This window comes from Azoarcus sp. Soil_N_20 (assembly GCF_057656155.1).
Genome location: NZ_JBDGKX010000018.1, coordinates 35,637 through 55,529, shown reverse-complemented (window position 1 = coordinate 55,529; position 19,893 = coordinate 35,637). Strand labels below are relative to the sequence as shown.

The 19,893-nt window shown below is 66.6% G+C and carries 26 protein-coding genes; 19 read left to right on the top strand and 7 right to left on the bottom strand.

The window, feature by feature from the left end:
* The first annotated feature begins 1 nt into the window (after position 1).
* The 15 genes from mdcC to AC3A35_RS24295 all read left to right on the top strand — a co-directional run bounded on the left by mdcC (position 2) and on the right by AC3A35_RS24295 (position 10,392).
* Positions 2–316 (top strand): malonate decarboxylase acyl carrier protein, encoded by a 315-nt coding sequence (gene mdcC / locus AC3A35_RS24365; RefSeq protein WP_487439133.1) that lies wholly within the window; start codon positions 2–4, stop codon positions 314–316.
* Positions 306–1,196, top strand: a complete 891-nt coding sequence (locus AC3A35_RS24360) for a biotin-independent malonate decarboxylase subunit beta (RefSeq protein WP_487439132.1) — start codon at positions 306–308, stop codon at positions 1,194–1,196. The genes mdcC and AC3A35_RS24360 overlap by 11 nt, the downstream gene beginning before the upstream one ends.
* On the top strand, positions 1,193–1,918 hold the full coding sequence (locus AC3A35_RS24355) for a biotin-independent malonate decarboxylase subunit gamma (RefSeq protein ID WP_487439131.1): 726 nt from the start codon (positions 1,193–1,195) through the stop codon (positions 1,916–1,918). The genes AC3A35_RS24360 and AC3A35_RS24355 overlap by 4 nt, the downstream gene beginning before the upstream one ends.
* Positions 1,911–2,609 carry a malonate decarboxylase holo-[acyl-carrier-protein] synthase gene (mdcG, locus tag AC3A35_RS24350; protein ID WP_487439130.1) on the top strand — a complete coding sequence of 233 codons (699 nt, stop codon included), beginning with the start codon at positions 1,911–1,913 and terminating at the stop codon, positions 2,607–2,609. The genes AC3A35_RS24355 and mdcG overlap by 8 nt, the downstream gene beginning before the upstream one ends.
* Positions 2,606–3,487, top strand: coding sequence for a triphosphoribosyl-dephospho-CoA synthase (locus AC3A35_RS24345; protein WP_487439129.1), 882 nt, complete (start codon positions 2,606–2,608; stop codon positions 3,485–3,487). The genes mdcG and AC3A35_RS24345 overlap by 4 nt, the downstream gene beginning before the upstream one ends.
* On the top strand, positions 3,484–4,401 hold the full coding sequence (locus AC3A35_RS24340) for an acyltransferase domain-containing protein (protein ID WP_487439128.1): 918 nt from the start codon (positions 3,484–3,486) through the stop codon (positions 4,399–4,401). Before AC3A35_RS24345 ends, AC3A35_RS24340 begins: the two co-directional genes overlap by 4 nt.
* A 19-nt stretch (positions 4,402–4,420) precedes the next feature.
* Positions 4,421–5,230, top strand: a complete 810-nt coding sequence (locus AC3A35_RS24335) for a sulfite exporter TauE/SafE family protein (protein WP_487439127.1) — start codon at positions 4,421–4,423, stop codon at positions 5,228–5,230.
* Between the two features lie 133 nt (positions 5,231–5,363).
* Positions 5,364–6,053 (top strand): GntR family transcriptional regulator, encoded by a 690-nt coding sequence (locus tag AC3A35_RS24330; protein WP_487439126.1) that lies wholly within the window; start codon positions 5,364–5,366, stop codon positions 6,051–6,053.
* 127 nt (positions 6,054–6,180) lie between these two features.
* Entirely contained in the window at positions 6,181–6,591 is a 411-nt protein-coding gene (locus AC3A35_RS24325) for a YciI family protein (RefSeq protein ID WP_487439125.1), read from the top strand.
* A gap of 103 nt (positions 6,592–6,694) precedes the next feature.
* A complete protein-coding gene (locus AC3A35_RS24320) occupies positions 6,695–7,174 on the top strand; it encodes a VOC family protein (protein WP_487439124.1) in 480 nt (159 codons plus the stop codon).
* 39 nt (positions 7,175–7,213) lie between these two features.
* A complete protein-coding gene (locus tag AC3A35_RS24315; RefSeq protein WP_487439123.1) occupies positions 7,214–7,570 on the top strand; it encodes a YciI family protein in 357 nt (118 codons plus the stop codon).
* A gap of 237 nt (positions 7,571–7,807) precedes the next feature.
* Positions 7,808–8,170 (top strand): DUF1428 domain-containing protein, encoded by a 363-nt coding sequence (locus AC3A35_RS24310; RefSeq protein ID WP_487439122.1) that lies wholly within the window; start codon positions 7,808–7,810, stop codon positions 8,168–8,170.
* A gap of 20 nt (positions 8,171–8,190) precedes the next feature.
* A complete protein-coding gene (locus tag AC3A35_RS24305; protein ID WP_487439121.1) occupies positions 8,191–8,598 on the top strand; it encodes a VOC family protein in 408 nt (135 codons plus the stop codon).
* 88 nt (positions 8,599–8,686) lie between these two features.
* The gene (locus tag AC3A35_RS24300) at positions 8,687–9,973 is read left to right on the top strand and encodes an RNA polymerase sigma factor (RefSeq protein WP_487439120.1); all 1,287 of its coding nucleotides are present in this window, start codon (positions 8,687–8,689) and stop codon (positions 9,971–9,973) included.
* A 149-nt stretch (positions 9,974–10,122) separates the two neighbouring features.
* A complete protein-coding gene (locus tag AC3A35_RS24295) occupies positions 10,123–10,392 on the top strand; it encodes a hypothetical protein (RefSeq protein ID WP_487439119.1) in 270 nt (89 codons plus the stop codon).
* A 94-nt stretch (positions 10,393–10,486) separates the two neighbouring features.
* Here AC3A35_RS24295 and AC3A35_RS24290 read toward each other — a convergent pair whose 3' ends face one another.
* Positions 10,487–11,215: a proteasome-type protease gene (locus AC3A35_RS24290; RefSeq protein ID WP_487439118.1), complete on the bottom strand. Its 729-nt coding sequence runs from the start codon at positions 11,213–11,215 to the stop codon at positions 10,487–10,489.
* 412 nt (positions 11,216–11,627) lie between these two features.
* Here AC3A35_RS24290 and frdA point away from each other — a divergent pair, with 412 nt between their 5' ends.
* From frdA to frdD, 4 genes are read left to right on the top strand one after another with little or no spacing between them, the layout of a single operon-like run.
* Positions 11,628–13,409 carry a fumarate reductase (quinol) flavoprotein subunit gene (gene frdA, locus AC3A35_RS24285; protein ID WP_487439117.1) on the top strand — a complete coding sequence of 594 codons (1,782 nt, stop codon included), beginning with the start codon at positions 11,628–11,630 and terminating at the stop codon, positions 13,407–13,409.
* The gene (locus AC3A35_RS24280) at positions 13,402–14,151 is read left to right on the top strand and encodes a succinate dehydrogenase/fumarate reductase iron-sulfur subunit (protein WP_487439116.1); all 750 of its coding nucleotides are present in this window, start codon (positions 13,402–13,404) and stop codon (positions 14,149–14,151) included. Before frdA ends, AC3A35_RS24280 begins: the two co-directional genes overlap by 8 nt.
* Positions 14,148–14,546, top strand: a complete 399-nt coding sequence (locus AC3A35_RS24275) for a fumarate reductase subunit C (RefSeq protein WP_487439115.1) — start codon at positions 14,148–14,150, stop codon at positions 14,544–14,546. Before AC3A35_RS24280 ends, AC3A35_RS24275 begins: the two co-directional genes overlap by 4 nt.
* 8 nt (positions 14,547–14,554) lie before the next feature.
* On the top strand, positions 14,555–14,911 hold the full coding sequence (gene frdD, locus AC3A35_RS24270; RefSeq protein ID WP_487439114.1) for a fumarate reductase subunit FrdD: 357 nt from the start codon (positions 14,555–14,557) through the stop codon (positions 14,909–14,911).
* 166 nt (positions 14,912–15,077) lie between these two features.
* Here the strand turns inward: frdD and AC3A35_RS24265 are convergent, their stop codons facing one another.
* The 6 genes from AC3A35_RS24265 to AC3A35_RS24240 form a co-directional block, all read right to left on the bottom strand.
* Positions 15,078–15,392, bottom strand: a complete 315-nt coding sequence (locus AC3A35_RS24265; protein WP_487439113.1) for a type II toxin-antitoxin system HicA family toxin — start codon at positions 15,390–15,392, stop codon at positions 15,078–15,080.
* Between the two features lie 225 nt (positions 15,393–15,617).
* Positions 15,618–16,124, bottom strand: coding sequence for a glycine zipper family protein (locus tag AC3A35_RS24260; protein WP_487439112.1), 507 nt, complete (start codon positions 16,122–16,124; stop codon positions 15,618–15,620).
* 15 nt (positions 16,125–16,139) lie between these two features.
* The gene (locus AC3A35_RS24255; RefSeq protein WP_487439111.1) at positions 16,140–16,658 is read right to left on the bottom strand and encodes a hypothetical protein; all 519 of its coding nucleotides are present in this window, start codon (positions 16,656–16,658) and stop codon (positions 16,140–16,142) included.
* Positions 16,659–16,837: 179 nt separating this feature from the next.
* Entirely contained in the window at positions 16,838–17,365 is a 528-nt protein-coding gene (gene ppa, locus AC3A35_RS24250; protein ID WP_487439110.1) for an inorganic diphosphatase, read from the bottom strand.
* A gap of 42 nt (positions 17,366–17,407) precedes the next feature.
* On the bottom strand, positions 17,408–17,617 hold the full coding sequence (locus AC3A35_RS24245; protein ID WP_487439109.1) for a heavy-metal-associated domain-containing protein: 210 nt from the start codon (positions 17,615–17,617) through the stop codon (positions 17,408–17,410).
* Positions 17,618–17,641: 24 nt separating this feature from the next.
* Positions 17,642–19,882 carry a heavy metal translocating P-type ATPase gene (locus AC3A35_RS24240; protein ID WP_487439108.1) on the bottom strand — a complete coding sequence of 747 codons (2,241 nt, stop codon included), beginning with the start codon at positions 19,880–19,882 and terminating at the stop codon, positions 17,642–17,644.
* Between the last annotated feature and the right edge of the window lie 11 nt (positions 19,883–19,893).

The window sequence follows — 19,893 nt, the reverse complement described above, 5'->3', positions numbered from 1 at the left end:
CATGGAACGACTGCAATACGAAGTGGAGGCCCGCGGCACGGCCACGGCCCGCAAACCGGTGCTGGTCGGCGTGACCGCGTCGGGCAACTGTGAAGTGCTGGTCGAGGCCGGCGGCGCGCCCGATCGCTGCTCGATCGACGTGCACACCGCGGCCCAGGGCTTCGGCCCGATCTGGCAGGCGGTGCTGCGCGATTTCGGCGAACGCCATGCGGCCGGCGGCCTGAAGATCGAGATCCACGATGTCGGCGCAACCCCCGCCGTGGTGAGCCTGCGCCTGGACCAGGCCCTGGAAGCATGGGAGGACGATGATGCGTAAGCGCTTTTTTGAAGCATCGGCACGCGAGCGCGTGCACGGCGTGGTCGATACGGACAGCTTTCACGAGCTCATTCCGCCCGAAGCGCGGGTATCGAGCCCGCACATGGCCATGCTGGAACAACCGGCCGCGTTCGACGACGGCATCGTCATCGGCGCCGCAACGCTGGACGGCCGTCCGGTGCTGATCGCGGCACAGGAAGGGGCATTTCTCGGCGGCGCCATCGGCGAGGTGCACGGCGCCAAGCTGGTCGGCCTGATCGAGCGCGCCCGCGCCGAACGGCCGGCGGCGGTGCTGATCCTGTTCGATTCGGGCGGCGTGCGCCTGCATGAGGCCAATGCCGGGCTGATCGCCGTGTCCGAGATCATCCGCGCAGTGCTCGGCGCGCGCGCCGAAGGACTGCGCTTCATCGGCCTGATCGGCGGCTCCGGTGGCTGCTTCGGCGGCACCGGCCTGATCGCGCGCTGCTGCGACGCACTGGTGATGTCCGAGCAGGGGCGGCTGGCGATGTCGGGGCCGGAGGTCATCGAAACAGTGCGCGGCGTCGAGGAATTCGATTCGCGCGACCGTGCACTGGTGTGGCGGGTGACCGGCGGCAAGCACCGCTACCTGCTGGGCGAGGCGGATGCGTTCGTCGACGATGATACCGACGCCTTCCGCGCCGCGGCCGTCCGCCTGCTCGATATGCCGACCGAGTTTTCGCTCGAGTCCGTCGAACGCGAGCACGCGCGTCTGGCCGAGCGCTGGCGGCGTTTCGGCACCTGCAACGACGCGCCCGAGATCTGGCAGGCGCTGGGCGTGCCGGCCGACGCCGATGTGGCAATGATGGACGCCGAAGAATTCGTCGCCATGGCGACCCGCTGCACCGGGAGAAGCGCATGAAGCGAGACGAGATACTGAACACGCTGTTTCCGGCCGGCTGGGAGCCGACGGCGCTCGAGCACGACTACTTCGAGGGACGTGCGCCGGTCGGCGGGACGATGCTTACCGTGATCGGCACCGCCGAGCGGGTGGAGGTCGGCGCGGATCTGGCACTGCGCATGGCTGCTGCCGTGCTCGCCACGGTGAGAAACCGCCCCGGCGAAGCCATCCTGTTCCTGCTCGACACCCAGGGCCAGCGCCTGCGCCGGCGCGACGAACTGCTCGGACTCAACGGCTATATGGCGCATCTGGCCAAGTGCGTCGAGATCGCGCGCGGGCGCGGTCACGTGATCCTGAGCGTGGTCTATGGCGAGGCGGTCAGCGGCGGCTACCTCACCACCGGGATGATGGCCGACGCGTGCTACGCACTCGGCGACGCCGAGATCAAGGTCATGAACCTGCCCGCCCTGGCGCGCATCACGAAGTTGCCGCTCGAACGGGTCGAGGCGCTCGCGCAGCTTTCGCCGGTGTTCTCGCCGGGGGTCGCGAACTACCATCGCATGGGGCATCTGCGCGCGGTGTGGACCGACGACCATGGGCGCCGGCTGGCCGACGCGCTGGCCGAACTATCGATGATGGCTGTTGCGGATCGCCGGATCGACGGGCGCATCGCCGCCGGCGCCGAACGTGGCGGGCGGACGATGGCCGCGATGGTGGTCGAGCGTGTGCGCAGCGATGCCTGAACCCACCCTCGAACGCCACGATCTGGTCTGGCTCGCGCCCGCCGCGGTGGACGCAGCACGGCCGGCCAGCCCGTGCTGCGCGACCGATCCCGAGGCCAGCCGGCTGCTGACCGACTGGATCGGGGCCGGGCATCCGCTGATCGTCGCCCGCCAGGATGGCGCGGTCGGCGCGGGACAGATCCGGCTCGGACTCGCCCTGCCGCCCGCGCTTGGCAAGCGTCGGCTCGCGTTCGTTGTCGCCCGTCACGACATCGTCCGCAGCATGCCACCGCCGACACTGAGCGCGACCGCGCTCGGCGCGCTGCCGGCGCACTGGCGGCCGCTGCTGTCTACCGCGCTCGCCCTGCCCGCGATGCGGGCCGCCGCGCCGCGCTTTTATGGCTCGGCAGCAATGCAGTTCGCGACCGGTCTGGCCTGCCTTGGCACCGGCTCGGATCTCGATCTGCTCCTCACCCCGCCCGACTGGCCGGCAGCACTCGCCGCGTGTCGTGCGCTGGTGGCACTCGACGACCCGCGCTGCCCGCCTCGGCTGGACGGCGAAATCCGCAATGCCGCGGGCGATGCGGTCGCCTGGCGCGAACTCGCGGCCGATTCACGCCAGGTGCTGGTCAAGTCGCTCAATGAAGTCCGCCTCGTCGGTCGCGCTGCCTTCGCCGACGGTTTTTTGGCCCCGACCGGAGTTGCCGCATGAACGAATTCACCGACCGCATCGACGATCTCGCCTGCCGCGCACTGGCGCACGAACTGGCGCTCGAGTGTAAGCCGGGGCTGGTCACGCCGAGCGCCCGCGGTAGCCACGCCGACATGGATCAGCGCACCTTTGTGGCCAGCATCGGCGCGCTCGCCGGCTATTTCGGCGATTGCGCGCGCCTTGCCGCCACCGGCTGCAACTTCGCCGCGCTGCAGGCACGCGGACGGCTTGCCGAACGCGCGATGTTTGCCGCAACCGGTGGCGTGAACACCCACAAGGGCGCGATCTTCACCCTCGGCCTGCTCGCCGCGGCGGCCGGGCGCCAGTTCGCCGACCCCGGCACGCTCGACCCGAGCTCGCTCGGCACCGATGTCGCGCAGCACTGGGGGGCGGCGATCCTGATTGCCGGCGCGGCGCCCGGTGCCGAATTCGACGCCACCCACGGCGCGCGCCTGCGCGGCGACCTCGGTCTACCCGGCGCGCGCGAACAGGCCGCGGCGGGTTTCCCGGTGCTGTTCGCGACCACCCTGCCGCAGCTCGGGCATGCGCTCAGGCGTGGCGCAACGCCGGAGACGGCCGCGATCCATGCGCTGCTGGCAACGATTGCGGTACTGCCCGACACCAATCTCGCCCATCGCGGCGGTCTCCCCGGTCTGCACTGGGCACAGCACGCGGCGTCCGGCTTCATCGCCGGAGGCAGCGTGTTTGCACCGGGCTGGACGCGGGCGCTCGATACGCTCGGCGCGGCCTTCGTCGCGCGCTGGCTCAGCCCGGGTGGCAGCGCCGATCTGCTTGCCGCCGCGTACTTCGTGCGCGAGCTGCCGAGCTGCGTCGTACCTGCCACGCACCTCGCCCCACCGGTTTGCGTGCCGGCATGAGTCTGTGCTGGCTGTGTCCCGGTCAAGGTAGCCAGTCACCCGACATGTTCGGGCGACTGGCCGGCGATCCGCGTTTCGCCCCGCATCTGGCGCGCCTCGCGGACGGGCTGGAAGCGGACGCAATGGCGATCGCCGCCGACGACACCCGCTGCTTCATCAACCGCCACGCCCAGCCGCTGATCGTGCTCTACGGCCTGACAGTGGCGGCCGCGCTCGACGATGCCGGCCTCGCGCCGGCGCTGGTGGCCGGCTACAGCGTCGGTGAGCTCACCGCGCATGCGGTGGCCGCTGCGCTCGCCCCGGGCGACGCGCTGAGGCTTGCCACCGCGCGCGCCGCCTGCATGGACGCAGCGACGCCTGCCGCGTACGGCATGCTGGCCGTGCGCGGGCTGAGGCTGGATGCGCTCGAGCCCCTCGCGGCCGAAGCCGGCGCGGCCATCGCCATTCGCAATGGCCCCGACCATGCGGTGCTCGCCGGTCCGCAGCACGGCCTGGCGCGCCTGGCCGGTGCCCTGAGCACGAGCAGCAGCGCCCATGTCGTCGCGCTGCGGATCACCGTCCCCGCCCACAGCCGCTGGCTCGCTGCCGGCGTCGAACCGCTGCGTGCCGCGCTCGCCGCGACGCACTGGCACCCTTATCGCGCGCCGGTGCTGAGTGCGCTCGACGGCCAGCCGGTGAGCCGCGCCGCCGACGCGGTCACCACCCTCGCCCGCCAGATCGCCGAGCCGCTCGACTGGGCGCGCACGCTCGATGTCGCCGTCGAGATGGGGGCCACCGCATTCTTCGAGCTCGGGCCCGGCGACAGCCTCACCCGAATGGTGCGCGAGCGCTTCCCCGAACTGCAGGCGCGCGCGTTCGATGAGTTCGCAACGGTCGGTGGTGCCGTGGCATGGCTGCAGCGGCAAAGCCCTTGATGGGCGAGGAACGGACCTCATGATGGGCATGAGCGCAACGGCGGTCGGGGGCTATCTGGCGATCGGCAGCGTGTCCGGCTTCTTCGCCGGGATGCTCGGGATCGGCGGCGGCATCATCCTGGTGCCGGCACTGCTGGTCGCCTTCGGCCTGGCCGGCTTTCCGCCGTCGGTGATCTTCCAGGTCGCACTCGGCACCTCGATGGCGACGATCCTGTTTACGGCGCTGTCGAGCCTGCGCTCGCACCACCGCCACGGCGCGGTGATGTGGTCGGTGGTGCGCAACTTCACCCCCGGCGTGCTGGTGGGTACCGCGGTCGGCACCCTGGTGGCGCGTCACGTCTCGACCACCGGACTCACTGCGTTTTTTTCCCTGTTCCTGATCGCGGTTGCAATCCAGCTCGGGCTCGAACTCAGACCGAAGCCGGGGCGAATGCTGCCCGGACGCATCGGGCAAGCGCTGGCGGGAACGGCAATCGGGATCGTGTCGGCACTCGCCGCGGTCGGCGGCGGGGCGATGACAGTGCCCTTCCTGAGCTGGTGCAACTGCCCGATCAAGAAGGCGATCGGCACCGCGGCGGCAGTCGGCTTCCCGATCGCACTCGGCGGCACCCTGGGCTACATTGCGAACGGCTGGACGGTACCGGCGCTGCCGCCGGGCAGCCTCGGATTCGTGTATCTGCCGGCGCTGCTATGGACGGTGCTCGCGGGCATCCTGACCGCGCCGCTTGGTGCCCGCGCCGCCCACCTGCTGCCCGCGGTCGTGTTGCGCCGGGTGTTCGCGGTGCTGCTGCTGTTTGTCGCGTGGCGCATGCTGGCCAGCCTGTTCTGAACGCAATCAGGTGATCATCGGCCTTCATGTATTCGCGTCAAGCACTTTCGTATACACTAATAGAGGTAAAAAATGCACCTTGAACTTTGAGGACATCATCCACCTCGTCATGTCATTCGATTGGTAACGCATCATGAGTAGCCCTGCCCCCCCTCTACAGAGCGGTCGACGTTCGGAGCACTTGCGCGAGGTCATCGAAGAGCGTATTGCCACCGGCGACTACCCACCCGGAAGCAAGCTCGACGAAACCGAACTTGCCGAAGAGTTCGGGGTTTCACGCACCCCGATCCGTGAAGCGCTGATCCAGCTCAATGCCGAGGGCCTGATCGACATGCGCCCACGGCGCGGCGCAGTGGTCGTGGAGCTCCCTCCGCAACGCCTGTGCGAGATGTTCGAAGTCATGGCCGAACTCGAGGCAATGTGCGCACGACTCGCCGCCCGCCGCATGACGCCGGAGGACGAAGCCATGCTCAAGGCTGCGCACGAAGCACTGCGCGACGCCCGCGACCGCGGCGATCCCAACGCCTACTTCTACCTGAACGAGTCATTCCACCAGCTGATCTACGCAGCCAGCCACAACGACTTCCTCAACGAACAGGCCCTGCAACTGCAACGCCGTCTGCGCCCCTATCGCCGCCTGCAGTTGCGAGTACGCGACCGTGTGCGGATCTCGTTCGATGAACACGACAGGATCATCGCGTCCATCTGTGCCAGTGATGGCGACCGCGCTGCCCAGCTACTGCGCGAACACGTCACCGTGCAGGGCGAGCGCTTCGGCGATCTGATCGCTTCGCTGAGCGCATTGCGCGACCACAGGGCCTGAGCGGCACGCAGCACACCCCAGGTACGCCAGAATCTTCTGCAGTCCGGTCGATTTCTCCGCCGCTGGCACGTCGTACGGTCAGGCACCACGCAATTCGGCGCGGTGTCCGACCGACACGGAGAACACCATGCGATTCCTGATCATCGTGAAGGCCACGGCCGAATCGGAGGCGGCGGAAATCCCCGGCGAGGACCTGCTAGCGAGGATGGCCATCTACCACGAGGAACTTGCACGCGCGGGCGCCCTGCTCGACGCCTCCGGGCTCAAGCCGAGTGCCGACGGCTGGCGCATCCGCTACGACGGCACGCAGCGAATCGTGACCGCTGGCCCGTTTGCCAACAACGGCGAGCTGATGGCGGGCTATACCCTGATCCAGGCCCGCTCGCGCGAAGAGGCGCTGGAGTGGGCGCGACGCTTTCCCAATCCGCGCGGTGAAGACCTGGCTGCCGAGATCGAGCTGCGCCCGCTGTACGAACTGGACGACTTTCCGCCCTCGGATGCGATCGAGCGCTTGCGCGAGATCGACGGCGCCGGATGAACGCGGAAAAATCTGTTTGCATGTCGATTTCACCTCCGCCCGTCCGTCGACCACAATGAAACGAGCCCGATGCTCGCTTCGACCACCCGCAAAGGAGACCACGATGAGTTCCGTCCAAGCCATTCCTGCCGGCATGACCGCCGTCACCCCCCACCTCGTCTGCGCCAATGCTGCCAAGGCCATCGATTTCTACACAGATGCGTTCGGCGCCGTCGAGCTGGGCCGCGTGCCCGGCCCCGACGGGCGACTGTGGCACGCCCAGATCACCATCGATGGCGCGCCGCTGATGCTGGTCGACGAGTTCCCCGAAATGGGATCGGTCGGCCCGCTCGCCCTCAAAGGCTCGCCGGTGGTCATCCACCTGTACGTCAAGGACGTCGATGCCTTCGTCGCGCGCGCGGTGGACGCCGGCGCCCGCGTGACCATGCCGGTATCCGACACGTTCTGGGGCGACCGCTACGGCCAGCTCGAGGATCCCTTCGGTCACCGCTGGTCGGTGGCGACCCACATCCGCGACATGAGCCCCGAAGAGATCGCCGCCGGCGCCGCAGCCGCCGCAGCAGCCGGTCAGGGCTGCAATTGATACCCCCCATTCACCGCGGCGCAACCAGGAGAACGTGCCATGGCCTATCTGTTGTTGATTGTCGAACCGCGCGGTCAGCGCGCCACCCGTAGCGAGGCCGAGGGCCGCGCGCTGTACGCCGAAATGCAGGCCTTCGGCGACGAGTTGCAGGCCCGCGGCCAGTTGCTCGCCGTCCAGTCGCTGCGTCCCGACGAGCACGCGGTGCGCATCAGCACGCCCGAAGGCAAGCCGCAGTTGCGCGACGGCCCCTTCGCCGAGGCCAAGGAGATGATCGGCGGCTTCTTCCTGATCGACATCGCCACCCGCGAGGAAGCCATTGCCATCGCCCGCCGCTGCCCCGCGGCGCGCTGGGCCGCCGTCGAGGTGCGCGAGTGCGCGCCGTGCTACGTCCAGTAGGACGTGCCCCGTTCGACTGCAGCCCAGGCGAGGCACGAACCCATGAACCGCGATCGATCCCTCCCCTGCCGGCGGGCCCGCCCACGCCCGATGTCGGCGAACGGGCCAGCCCGCGCGGCGCGCCGAAGACAACCGCCGACCGATCACGCAAGTACCGCGCGACGCCGTGCGACCCGGGCAAGCTGGCCGAATCGCGTCCGCATTCAACGATGAACATGACACCCCAAGGAGAGACACATGGAAAGGTATGTTGACGGCTTCCTGATCCCGCTCGCTGCGGACAAGGTCGACCAGTACCGCGAGATTGCCAGCCTGGCCGGCACGGTGTGGAAGGAACATGGCGCTCTCGAGTATTACGAGTGCATCGGTGACGATCTTCACATCGAGGGCACGGTGTCGTTCGAGAAGTCCGCCGCCGCGGACGCGAACGAGAAGGTGATCTTTGCATGGATCGTGTATGAGTCGCGCGAACATCGCGACAAGGTCAATGCCGCAGTGATGGCCGATCCGCGGATGAAATCGATGATGACGGCCGAATCGCAGCCCTTCGACTGCAAACGCATGGCCTACGGCGGCTTCCGCACCCTGGTCGTACGCTGAACCCCGTGCCGGAGCCCGCCATGCCCAGACAGATTTTTGTCAATCTCCCGGTCGCCGAGTTGCAGCGCACGATCGCCTTCTTCACCGCGCTCGGCTTCACCTTCAACCCGCAATGGACGGACGATTCCGCCACCTGCATGGTCGTCGGCGACAACATCTTTGTCATGTTGCTCAGCCGCGAACGCTTCCAGGGTTTCACCCCGAAACCGGTGGCCGACGCCGCTGCCACCACCGAAGTACTGGTGTGTCTCGCGCTCGACAGCCGGAGCGCGGTCGACGACATGGTGCGCAAGGCGGTCGCGGCAGGCGGTAGCACCTACAACGAACCGCAGGATCACGGCTTCATGTACGGCCACGCGTTTCAGGATCCCGACGGCCATCTGTGGGAACTGATCCACCTCGCGCCACAGGAAGCAGACCAAGCATGAGTAGTGCCCGACAGTCCGCCGGCGCGCCCCTCGTCCCCGCGAAGGGGGGCGATGCGCCAATTCAGCGAAGCGGTGGACCGGTTCCGCGATGAATCGCCCCGACGCGACTGCTGCCCGGACCATCGAGGCGATCTGGCGCATCGAGGCCTCCCGGCTCATCGGCCGGGTGGCGCGCATGGTGCGCGACGTCGGTCTCGCCGAGGAATTTGCCCAGGATGCCCTGGTGGCAGCGCTGGAGCACTGGCCGGCGGCCGGGGTGCCGGACAATCCCGCCGCCTGGCTGATGACCGCGGCCAAGCGCCGCGCGCTCGACCACCTGCGCCACCGCCAGCTCGCGGCCGACAAGGCGATCGAGATCGGACGCGAACTCGACTTCCACCACGAAGTCGCCAGCGACACCCATACCGAACAGATCGATGCCGGTCTCGACGACACCATCGGCGACGACACCCTGCGCCTGATCTTCACCGCCTGCCACCCGGTGCTGTCGCCCGAGGCGCGCTGCGCCCTCACCCTGCGCGTGATGGGCGGCCTCACCACCGACGAGATCGCCCGCGCCTACCTCAAGCCCGAACCCACCATCGCCCAGCGCATCGTCCGCGCCAAACGCACGCTCGCCGAAGCCCGCGTCCCCTTCGAAGTACCGCCCGCCGCCGAACTGCGTGCCCGCCTCGCACCGGTGCTGGAAGTCATCTACCTGATCTTCAACGAAGGCTATTCCGCCACCTCGGGCGCCGACTGGACCCGCCCGGCGCTGTGCGAGGAGGCGATGCGTCTGGGCCGCGTGCTCGCCGGGCTTATGCCGGAAGAAGTCGAAGTCTTCGGCCTTGTCGCGCTGATGGAGATCCAGGCCTCGCGCCTCAAGGCGCGCGTCTCACCCGGTGGCGAACCGGTGCTGCTGCTCGACCAGGACCGCGCACGCTGGGACCGCCTGCTGATCCGCCGCGGCCTCGCTGCGCTCGACCGCGCACAGGCCCTGCCCGGCCCCCTCGGCCCCTACACGCTGCAGGCCGCCATCGCCGCCTGCCACGCCCGCGCACTCACCAGGGAGCAGACCGACTGGCCCCGCATCGCCGCACTCTACGATGCCCTGGCCCAGATCGCCCCCTCGCCGGTGGTCACCCTCAACCGTGCCGTTGCCGTGTCGATGGCCTTCGGCCCCGCCGCCGCACTCGACATCGTCGACACCCTGGCCGACGAGCCCGCCCTGCAACACTACCACTTGCTGCCCAGCGTACGCGGTGACCTCCTGCGCCGCCTCGACCGCCTCGATGAGGCCCGCGCCGAATTCGAACGCGCCGCCACCCTCACCCGCAACGCCCGCGAACGCGCCCTGCTGCTCGCGCGGGCGGCCCAGTGCGGGAAGCATCCCTGAACCGACCGCCGCCGCACGACCTGTCGAGTGCTGTGACACGGTTCACACCACGCTCCCGGCGCCGGTGCGAAAGTACATCATCTCCGGACCGCAACGGGCGAAGACAGAGTCGACGGCCGGCAGCTCCGAGGATAGTTGCAGAGGTCACCATGAACAAGAACCATCTCATCCTCATCAAGGGCGACCGCCGGGGCATTGCTACGGTCCACCTGCGTGGCGTGGTCGAACACTCCGTCGCCCACGCCATCCACGCCGGCTACCACATCGGCCAGCGCGTATGGCTCGGACAGACCGCCGGCCGCGTGGTCGGCTACAACATCGGCGCGTTCGGCCGCTTCAGCGGCGCCCGCTATCCGCTGCTGGTTCGAACGGAGTTTGGGGTGATCAAATGCAGTGTGCGCGAGGTCGCTGCGGCCTGAGCGCTCGCCCCACCGCAACGCGAGCGCTGCCCAGGTCGCCGGGACACCCGCCGCGGGACAGCCCCTGCGGCGCGTTCATCACCCATGAGGGGACTCACCACACGGGTTCAGGCAGCTCGGCGAAAATCCGGCGGATGCCATCACCCCAGCTCTTGTGCAACAGGGTGAAATACGCATCGCCCTCCTCATACCGATGTCTCATCCGGACTTCGAGGCTGTCGCGCTCGTAGCAGAGGAGGTCGATCGGCATGCCCACCGACAGATTGCTGCGCATCGTCGAATCGAAAGACAGGAGCACACACTTCGCAGCGTCGGCAAACGTCGTCGAGGCGGTGATCACACGGTCGATGATCGGCTTCCCGTACTTGGTTTCACCGGTCTGGACGTACGGGGTCTCCGCTCCGAGCTCGATGAAATTGCCGACGGCGTAGATGCGGAACAGACGTGGCACCTCGCCGTGGATCTGGCCGCCGAGGATGAACGACGCGTTGAACGTCAAATCGCTCGCTTCGAGGAATGGCGCATCGCGCCGTTCGATGCCGCGCATCGCGTCCGACACCACGTTGGCCATGTCGAACATCGTGTGCGCCGTCCAGATCGTCTGTGGGCAACCAGGATCGTCGCCGCGCTGGTTCAGCAGGTTGATCACTGCCTGGGTCCCTGCAAGATTGCCCGAACTCAGCAGGACGACCACGCGGTCGCCCTTGCGTTCGAAGACCGTCATCTTGCAGAACTTCGCATAGTTATCGAGGCCCGCATTGGTTCGCGAGTCCGATGCGAAGACCAGGCCGGCATCGAGGCGCACACCCACGCAGTAAGTCATGGTCACTCCTCTCGCGTAGCCGCGTCAGGCTGACGTAGAGACTCCGCTCGATACAATACATCTTGGCAGCTTGGGCCGGGTCCGGCAACCAGCGCGGCTGGGGATTGCCGGAAGCGTGCAGCTCGGAGCGCTGGCGCACACAACGGGCGTTCCAGCCGCGACATCAGGGATGTCGGACCGTGGCCTGATTCCGGTGACGACCGTACCCGCAATTCATGCCGTGATTGAACCGCAGACGTCCGTTTACAGTGCAACGGAGTAATCTAGCTCCCAGCCCGGAGCTTCCGGCCGTGTCGCCCCCGCATTTGGTGTCGCACCGCATCATCGACGACGGCGTCCTGTCGTACGATGCCTGCGGGAACGCAGCAATGCGGTCGAGCAACCGCAGTCAGACCAAAGGAAGGGCCAGACGGTGGACATCTTCAAAGCAGACGTGGTGATCGTGGGTGCAGGCGGAGCGGGCCTGCGCGCAGCGATCGCGGTCGCCGAATCCGACCCGACACTGCAAGTCGCGCTGGTCTCCAAGGTCTACCCGATGCGCAGCCACACCGTGGCCGCCGAGGGCGGATCGGCCGGCGTGGCCCAGGCCCACGACAGTTTCGAACATCATTTCAACGACACCGTATCGGGCGGCGACTGGCTGTGCGAACAGGACGTGGTGGATTACTTCGTGGCGCAGTGCCCGGAAGAGATGGTGCAACTGGAGCACTGGGGCTGTCCGTGGAGCCGCAAGCCCGACGGACACGTCAATGTGCGCGCCTTTGGCGGCATGAAGATCGAGCGGACCTGGTTCGCCGCCGACAAGACCGGCTTCCACATGCTGCATACGCTGTTCCAAACGTCGATCAAGTACCCTTCGATCAAACGCTTCGACGAATATTTCTGTGCAGATCTGATCGTCGAGGACGGCCGCGCGCAGGGGGTGGTGGTGATCGAGATCGCCTCCGGCGAATTCACCCTGATCGAAGCGGGCGCGGTGGTGTTCGCCACCGGCGGCGCCGGGCGGGTGTTTCGCGAGAACACCAACGGCGGCATCGTCACCGGCGACGGCATGGCGCTGGCCTATCGTCACGGCGTGCCGCTGCGCGACATGGAGTTCGTGCAATACCACCCGACCTGCATGCCGGGAACCGGCTTGCTGTTTACCGAAGCCTGTCGGGGTGAAGGCGGCTTTCTGCTGAACAAGGATGGCTACCGCTATCTGCAGGACTACGGCCTCGGCCCGGCCTCGCCGGAACCGCGCAACAAGGCCATGGAACTGGGCCCGCGCGACCGACTGAGCCAGGCCTTCTGGCACGAGCAGCAAAAGGGTCGCACCATCGACGGACCGCACGGGCCGGTGGTGCATCTCGATCTGCGTCATCTGGGCAAGCAGAAACTGCGCGAACGGCTGCCGCAGATTTACGAGCTTGCAGAAGAGTTTCTGGGGGTCGATCCGGCCACGACGCCGATTCCGGTGCGACCGGCGGTGCACTACACCATGGGCGGAATCCTGGTCGATGGTCGCTGTGCGGCACCCCTGTCCGGCCTCTTTGCCGCCGGCGAATGCTCCAGCGTGGGTATCCACGGCGCCAATCGCCTGGGTTCCAACTCGCTCGCCGAACTGTGTGTGTTCGGCAAGGTGGCCGGCATCGAGGCGGCGGCTTTTGCCAGGTCGGTGGCGCCGGGCAATTCCGCCACGCTACGACTGCAGGCGGAAGCCGTCGAACAGAAGGCCCGTGCGCTGGTCACGAAAAGTGACGGCACCGAACGCATCGCCACGCTGCGCAAGGAAATGGCCACCAGCATGGAAGCCGGCTGTGGCATTTATCGCATGGGCGACACCATGCAAGCCACCTGCGACAAGCTCGACGAACTGCGCCAGCGCTTCAGGAATGTCGGGATCGAGGACAAGTCGAGCGTCTGGAACAACAACTGGTTGCTCGCCATCGAGCTTGGCTACCAACTGGACGTGGCCCAGGCCATGGCCTGTTCCGCGCTCGAGCGCAAGGAATCGCGCGGCGCCCACCAGCGTCTGGACGGCTTCGAGCAGCGCGACGACGACAACTACCTCAAGCACACCCTCGCTGCTTACGGTGGCGATGGCCCGCCACGTATCGACTATGGCGAAGTAAAGATCACCAAGTCCCGCCCGGCGGTGCGTGCCTACGGCGCGGCCGGCGAAAAGGCGGAGAAGGAGTCCAGCCATGGCTGAAAAAACGATCTCCATGGAAGTGTTGCGCTACCGGCCCGAGCAGGACGAGGCACCTTTCTTCCAGACTTACCAGGTCCCGTTCACCGATGACATGTCCGTGTTGCAGGGCCTGTTGTATATCAAAGACGACCTCGACGAAACGCTGAGTTTCCGCTGGTCGTGCCGGATGGCGATCTGCGGCAGTTGCGGGATGATGATCAACGGCACTCCGAGGTTGTCGTGCAAGACCTTCCTGCGCGACATCTACCCCGCCACCGTCCGCGTCGAGGCATTGAACTACCTCCCGATCGAGCGCGACCTGGTGGTGGTGATGGAAGACTTCATCGACAAGCTCGAACGCATCCAGCCCTACATCATTCCCGCCGAGCCGCGCACCCTGGCCCAGGGCGAATACCTGCAGACGCCCGCACAGCTGGAGAAGTACGAGCAGTTCAGCTCGTGCATCAACTGTTTGCTGTGCTATGCCGCCTGTCCGCAATACGGGTTGAATCCCGAGTTCATCGGCCCCGGTGCGCTCGCCCTGCTCCACCGTTACAACGTCGATTCGCGTGACGGCGGAGCCGTGCAGCGCATGGAGCTGGTAAGCGCCGAGGAGGGCGTGTTCAACTGCACCGCGGTGGGCTACTGCTCGGAAGTCTGTCCCAAGCATGTGGATCCGGCCAATGCAGTGAACCAGAACAAGACCACCAGCGCGAGGGATTATTTCTTGAGCTTTCTCCAGCCCAAGGGGAGTGGCAAATGAACAAGCGTCGTCCCTACACGCGCCCCATGGGGGGCTGGTGGCGCAGGAATCCGTTCTTCGTCGAATACATGGTTCATGAGGGCACGGCCTTGTTCGTGGCCGCCTATGGCTTGGTGCTGCTGGTCGGACTGGCATGCCTGGCACAGGGCGAGGCGCGCTGGAACGGCTGGCTGGAGGGCATGAAAAGCCCGCTGGCGATCGTGTTTCACCTGATCACGCTGGCAATGATTTCGTACCACAGCTGGACCTGGTTCAGGATCATGCCCAAGACCATGCCCCCGATCGTCGTTCGCGGCAAGCGCCTTCCCGCTGCGGTGATCACCGGCGGCGGGATCGCCGCGGTGGTATTGGCAAGCCTGGTCCTGCTGGGCCTGGCGTGGGGGATGACGCGATGAAGGGGTCATTGAAGCGTTCCAACGCACCGATCTTCTGGGGCCTGTTCGGCGCCGGCGGCATGCTCTCCGCGCTGCTCGGTCCGATGCTGGTGTTCATTACCGGCCTGGCGGTGCCACTGGGCTTCATCCTCGCTCCGGATGCCATGAGCTACCCGACCATGCTGGCCTTTGCGCAGCACTGGTTCGGCAAGGCCTTCCTGTTTGTCATCGTTGCGCTCTTCCTGTGGCATGCAGCGCACCGCATCTACCATAGCCTGCACGACGTCGGCATCCAGGGCGGAACAGGGGCAAAGCTCCTCACCTATGGCGTGGCCCTGCTGGGTACGGTGATCGCGGCGGTCGCGCTGCTGGCCATCGGCTTCTGAGACCGTCCAGGCGGCGCGGCCAGCCCGATCGGTGTGCTCGGACCATGCGTGTTCGGTACATCCTGGCAACGACGCGCGGGCCGGGATGAACGGACCGGGCCACGAACGTCTGCGGCAGGCTTCACCGCGACGCCCGCCGGACGCCGGTGCCTTCCGAAGTGGCAGCTCACCCTCTCGCCGAACTGTCCGATGCGGATGCTTCGCTGCGGACCTGTTCCTCGTAGGAAGACGGGCTGACCCCGCAATGGGCGAGGTGCTCGCGCAGTTGCTTGATGTCCGGCTTGCTGCAGGTACTGCCGTGGTGCGGCTGACGCAGGAAGAACTCGATCCGGTTGAGTACCACGCGAAACCGGGCGCCGTGAGCAGGCTCGACGGTAGCACCGAGATGCGCGAGCAGCGACTCGACTTCGCGCCAGTGGATGTTCGCGCTGATCGGATCCTGAAAGATGGTACGCAGCAGATTCAGATGTTTGTGGCTCATGATCGCTCTCCCCCATGTACCCGGCATCACCCCGAAGGCTCCGGGCGCTGAACGGCCGCATCCGGAGCCCGTCCTTGTCCCTCGCATTCTACGACCGGACGCGCACGGCGGCATTGCTTTGTGCCGAGGCGACGGGATTCCGGATTGTAGTAGCCCGCCAGCCAAGCATTCATGTTCGCGCGGCCGGATCGAAGAGCATCGGCCCATCGCCCGTCAGCGTATCGATCAGCGCGGCGGCGGCGGGGGAGGAGTTCCCGGCGGCGGCGGGGGTATCCGATATCCGTCGGCACGGCCGGACACATAGCGGCCCGACACCGGCACCCGATGCCCGCTCGCGTACATGCATTGCTGGTAGGCGAAGTCGTAGCGGCGCTGTGCGCCGTACGCCGAGGTCTGCGCGGTGCCTGTGCCGGCGAGGCTGCCGAACACCAGACCGGTGCCGGCCCCCACGGCCGCCCCGCGGCTGCCGTCGAAGGCGGCCCCCGCCGCCGCACCGATCGCGGTGCCCAGCAGCGCACTGCGCGCCGCGCTGTCGCTGGCAAGCTGCTCGGTGGTTTGTCCGCCGATCTGCCCCTGCGCATACTGCCGGCATGCAAGATCGTCGGCACGGAACTGGTCGAAATGCTTACCCGTCCCGGGTAGAACAAGCATGCTGGGACCACTCGGCATCGACACGCAGCCCCCCAGCACGAACAGGGCGGCCACGGGGACAATCTTCAGAAGGTCGGACATGAGCGTCGGTCTCCGCTAACGCGGCGGTGTTGGCGCAACACGCATCCAACCGCCAGAACATTCTTTCACATAGGGGTAATAGCCTTCCGGACGCTCACAGTAATACCAGTACCCCGCTTCCCGCGCAGGCGAATCCTCGTAACCACGCTCGATGTACACCGGCGGCGGCGCCGGCACGGTGACCACGGCAGGCGGATAGGCGTAGTACGGCGACGGCCAGTGCCAGTACAGGGGCATGCCGATGGAGATCCCGAGTGTGGTGCCGCGATACGAGCGACTCCCCCCCCCACGATGCACCGGAACCACACGCGCCGGATACCGGTGCCGGTCATAGCGGGGATTGATGACCGCCCGATGGTGTGAATATCCGCCGGACCGGTATTTGAACCCATCGTGACGCTGCTGGAACTGGTGGCCGTCACGACTTCGTTCTGCCCACGCGACATCGGTCGCAGCCAACCCCAGCGCGAGCGTCAGACCAATAGTGAACGCGGACCACTTCATGGCGACCTCCTCACTGATGAGCGTCCACATGGGCGCCTGCAGTGCTTGCCTTGAAGAAGACCATGATCACGGCACAGAATTCCCGCGAAATTGTGAGCTACTGTCACTCGTCCGTCGGAACGCACGCTTGCTTGTCGTGATCCGAAACAAAAAACCCGCCGGCCGGCGGGTTCTTCATGTCCGGCTTCCGGCTGGTGCCGGTACCGGGATTACTTTGCCGCGGCAGCGACACCATTGAGAATTTCCTGCCGGGCTTCCTCAACCGTACCCCAGCCCAGGATCTTGACCCACTTGCCGGGCTCGAGATCCTTGTAGTGCTCGAAGAAGTGCACGGTCTGCTTCATCAGCAGTTCGGGCAGGTCATCGGTGGATTGCACCTTATCGTACAGCGGAGTCAGCTTGGACACCGGCACCGCGACGACTTTGGCATCCATGCCACCATCATCTTCCATCTTGAGCACGCCAACCGGACGGCAACGGATGACCGCACCCGGGAACAGCGGGAAGGGGGTGACGACCAGCACGTCCACGGGGTCGCCATCGCCAGCCACGGTGTGCGGCACGTAACCGTAGTTGATCGGGTAGCGCATCGAAGTGCCCATGAAGCGGTCAACGAAAACCGCGCCGCTGTCCTTGTCCACCTCGAACTTGATCGGATCGGCTTGCGCCGGAATCTCGATGATGACGTTGATATCGTTCGGCACATCCTTGCCGGCCTTCACGTGATCCAAGCCCATATTCCCTCCCATGGCAAAAAGTTGGCGAATTATAAGAGCAAATCAGGCCGGGGAGTCGAAGCCTGCACCTTCGACCGCAAGGCGCAGGGCGCTCACCTCGATCTTCGCGGGGTCGAAACGCACCGTGGCCGAAGCCTGATCGAGCGAGACAGTGGCCTCCTCGACGCCCGGCAGGGCCTTGAGCACGCCGGTCACGTTGCGCACGCAACCGCCGCAGCTCATGCCTTCGACTTTGATCGTTACTTCAATCATGGTTTTAGTCCTCGAGTTTGTTGCCTAGTTTGAACGCCCCGGCTTCCAGCGCCGAAGCAGCAGGGAATTGCTGACCACCGAAACCGAACTCATCGCCATCGCTGCACCCGCAACCACCGGATTGAGCATGCCCATCGCCGCCAGCGGAATGCCGAGTACGTTATAGACAAAGGCAAAGAACAGATTCTGGCGAATCTTGGAGAGGGTCGCGCGCGACAGGTCGATGGCGTCGGCCACCCCGTGCAGGCTGTTGCGCACCAAGGTAATGTCGGCCGCCTCCACTGCAACATCGGCCCCGACCCCGATCGCAAACGATACGTCGGCCGCAGCCAATGCCGGGGCATCGTTGATGCCGTCTCCAGCCATGCCGGCACGCTCACCGCTGGCCCGCAGCGCGTCGATGACAGCGGCCTTGTCTGCCGGTAGCACCCCGGCGCGCCAGTCGGTAATCCCGGTCTGTGCCGCAATCGCCTGTGCAGTGGTGGGGTGATCCCCAGTCAGCATCACCACCCGCACCCCGCCGGCCTGCAGACGAGCCACTGCCGCCGCGGAGTCGGCACGCACGCGATCGGCTACCCCGATCACGCCGGCATAGGCCCCATCCACCGCGACCGCCACCAGCGTCTTGCCGGCTGCCGCAAGCGGCGCACTGACGGCTTCGGGAACCGTCACACCCTGCGCCCACAGGAAGTCGGTCGTGCCGAGGACCACACGCAGCCCTCCCAAACGCCCCTCCACCCCCCTGCCCGGTATCGCCCTGACCTCGCTGGCCGGCTCGATGGTCAATTCGTCGGCCTGGGCGGCACCCAGCACGGCGGCGGCCACCGGATGTGCGCTGGTCTGTTCGAGTGCAGCGGCCGCGGCGAGCAATGTTGCGCGCGTCCATCCGTCAGCCGGAACCACATCCGTCACCGCGGGGCTGCCCTCGGTGAGCGTGCCGGTCTTGTCCACTGCCAGTACGGTGAGGCGTTCGGCCAGTTCGAGCGCTTCTGCGTTCTTTACCAGCATACCGGCGCGCGCGCCCTGCCCGGTGCCGACCATGATCGCAGTCGGCGTGGCCAGTCCCAGGGCACAGGGGCAGGCAATCACGAGCACGGCAACCGCATTGATCAGCGCCAGTTGAAAGTCGCCCGACCACAGCCACCAGCCGATCAGGGTGAGGCTGGCGATCACGACCACCACCGGAACGAACACCGCCGCAATGCGATCGGCAAGGCGCTGAACGGGCGCTTTCGAGCCCTGCGCCTGTTCGACCAGGCGGATGATACCGGCCAGCAGCGTGCTGGCGCCCACGCCGGTTGCCCGGCAGTGCAGCACGGCATCGCCATTGACCGTGGCGGCAAACACTTTGTCCCCCGTTTGCTTGTCCACCGGCAGGCTCTCGCCGGTGAGCATCGACTCGTTGAGTGCCGAGTTCCCCGCTTCGACCACGCCATCGACCGGCACTGCATCACCCGGTCGCAGCACGAATGCTGCACCGGGCGTCAGCGTCTCCACCGGCACCTCGACCAGGACCCCGTCGCGTTCAACCCGTGCCATCTTCGGCTGCAGCCGCAGCAAGGCATCGAGCGCGGCGGTGGTACGGGCCTTGGCGCGCGCTTCGAGCAGTTTGCCGAGCAGAATCAGGGTGATGATCATCGCCGACGCTTCGAAATACACATGCAGGTCGTGGCGGTCCGCCAGGGTGACCACGAGACTGTAGAAATACGCCATCGACGTGCCGAGCACGACCAGCACATCCATGTTTGCACCGCCACCCCGCAGCGCAGCCCATGCACCGCGATAGAAACGCGCGCCGATCCAGAACTGCACCGGGGTGGCCAGCAGCATTTGCATCCAGCGCGGCACGAGGTCGTGCTGCATCTCGCCGCCCGGCCACAGGCCGAACATCGCCGGCATCTGGGCGGCAAGCGGCAGGGTCAACAGTGCGGCAATCCAGAAGTGCCGGAACTCGCCCTTCCATTCCCGCTGCTGACGGGCGCGAACTTCCTCGCGAACCACGTTTGCCGCCTCGGTCGCACTAAAGCCGGCGCGCTCGACCGCAGCCACCGCAGCGCCAACCGTCAGCGCACCCGAGGCGTAATGCAGGGTTGCGCGCTCGGTGGCGAGGTTGACACTGGCCTCGACCCCGGGCAGACGGTTGAGCACCTTCTCCAGCCGGGTGGAACAGGCTGCGCAAGTCATGCCGCCGATGGAAAGCTCGAGTGTAGCCGCGGACGCATGGCCGGCTGAGGGCGCCGTCAGACGGGATGGATTTTCTGGCATCGTGTTTCTGC

Excerpts from the sequence above, each read along its gene's own strand:
- mdcC (WP_487439133.1), top strand. The coding sequence starts at position 2 with ATGGAACGACTGCAATACGAAGTGGAGGCCCGCGGCACGGCCACGGCC.
- AC3A35_RS24360 (WP_487439132.1), top strand. The coding sequence starts at position 306 with ATGATGCGTAAGCGCTTTTTTGAAGCATCGGCACGCGAGCGCGTGCAC.
- AC3A35_RS24355 (WP_487439131.1), top strand. The coding sequence starts at position 1,193 with ATGAAGCGAGACGAGATACTGAACACGCTGTTTCCGGCCGGCTGGGAG.
- mdcG (WP_487439130.1), top strand. The coding sequence starts at position 1,911 with ATGCCTGAACCCACCCTCGAACGCCACGATCTGGTCTGGCTCGCGCCC.
- AC3A35_RS24345 (WP_487439129.1), top strand. The coding sequence starts at position 2,606 with ATGAACGAATTCACCGACCGCATCGACGATCTCGCCTGCCGCGCACTG.
- AC3A35_RS24340 (WP_487439128.1), top strand. The coding sequence starts at position 3,484 with ATGAGTCTGTGCTGGCTGTGTCCCGGTCAAGGTAGCCAGTCACCCGAC.
- AC3A35_RS24335 (WP_487439127.1), top strand. The coding sequence starts at position 4,421 with ATGATGGGCATGAGCGCAACGGCGGTCGGGGGCTATCTGGCGATCGGC.
- AC3A35_RS24330 (WP_487439126.1), top strand. The coding sequence starts at position 5,364 with ATGAGTAGCCCTGCCCCCCCTCTACAGAGCGGTCGACGTTCGGAGCAC.
- AC3A35_RS24325 (WP_487439125.1), top strand. The coding sequence starts at position 6,181 with ATGCGATTCCTGATCATCGTGAAGGCCACGGCCGAATCGGAGGCGGCG.
- AC3A35_RS24320 (WP_487439124.1), top strand. The coding sequence starts at position 6,695 with ATGAGTTCCGTCCAAGCCATTCCTGCCGGCATGACCGCCGTCACCCCC.
- AC3A35_RS24315 (WP_487439123.1), top strand. The coding sequence starts at position 7,214 with ATGGCCTATCTGTTGTTGATTGTCGAACCGCGCGGTCAGCGCGCCACC.
- AC3A35_RS24310 (WP_487439122.1), top strand. The coding sequence starts at position 7,808 with ATGGAAAGGTATGTTGACGGCTTCCTGATCCCGCTCGCTGCGGACAAG.
- AC3A35_RS24305 (WP_487439121.1), top strand. The coding sequence starts at position 8,191 with ATGCCCAGACAGATTTTTGTCAATCTCCCGGTCGCCGAGTTGCAGCGC.
- AC3A35_RS24300 (WP_487439120.1), top strand. The coding sequence starts at position 8,687 with ATGAATCGCCCCGACGCGACTGCTGCCCGGACCATCGAGGCGATCTGG.
- AC3A35_RS24295 (WP_487439119.1), top strand. The coding sequence starts at position 10,123 with ATGAACAAGAACCATCTCATCCTCATCAAGGGCGACCGCCGGGGCATT.
- AC3A35_RS24290 (WP_487439118.1), bottom strand. The coding sequence starts at position 11,215 with ATGACTTACTGCGTGGGTGTGCGCCTCGATGCCGGCCTGGTCTTCGCA.
- AC3A35_RS24280 (WP_487439116.1), top strand. The coding sequence starts at position 13,402 with ATGGCTGAAAAAACGATCTCCATGGAAGTGTTGCGCTACCGGCCCGAG.
- AC3A35_RS24275 (WP_487439115.1), top strand. The coding sequence starts at position 14,148 with ATGAACAAGCGTCGTCCCTACACGCGCCCCATGGGGGGCTGGTGGCGC.
- AC3A35_RS24265 (WP_487439113.1), bottom strand. The coding sequence starts at position 15,392 with ATGAGCCACAAACATCTGAATCTGCTGCGTACCATCTTTCAGGATCCG.
- AC3A35_RS24260 (WP_487439112.1), bottom strand. The coding sequence starts at position 16,124 with ATGTCCGACCTTCTGAAGATTGTCCCCGTGGCCGCCCTGTTCGTGCTG.
- AC3A35_RS24255 (WP_487439111.1), bottom strand. The coding sequence starts at position 16,658 with ATGTGGACGCTCATCAGTGAGGAGGTCGCCATGAAGTGGTCCGCGTTC.
- ppa (WP_487439110.1), bottom strand. The coding sequence starts at position 17,365 with ATGGGCTTGGATCACGTGAAGGCCGGCAAGGATGTGCCGAACGATATC.
- AC3A35_RS24245 (WP_487439109.1), bottom strand. The coding sequence starts at position 17,617 with ATGATTGAAGTAACGATCAAAGTCGAAGGCATGAGCTGCGGCGGTTGC.
- AC3A35_RS24240 (WP_487439108.1), bottom strand. The coding sequence starts at position 19,882 with ATGCCAGAAAATCCATCCCGTCTGACGGCGCCCTCAGCCGGCCATGCG.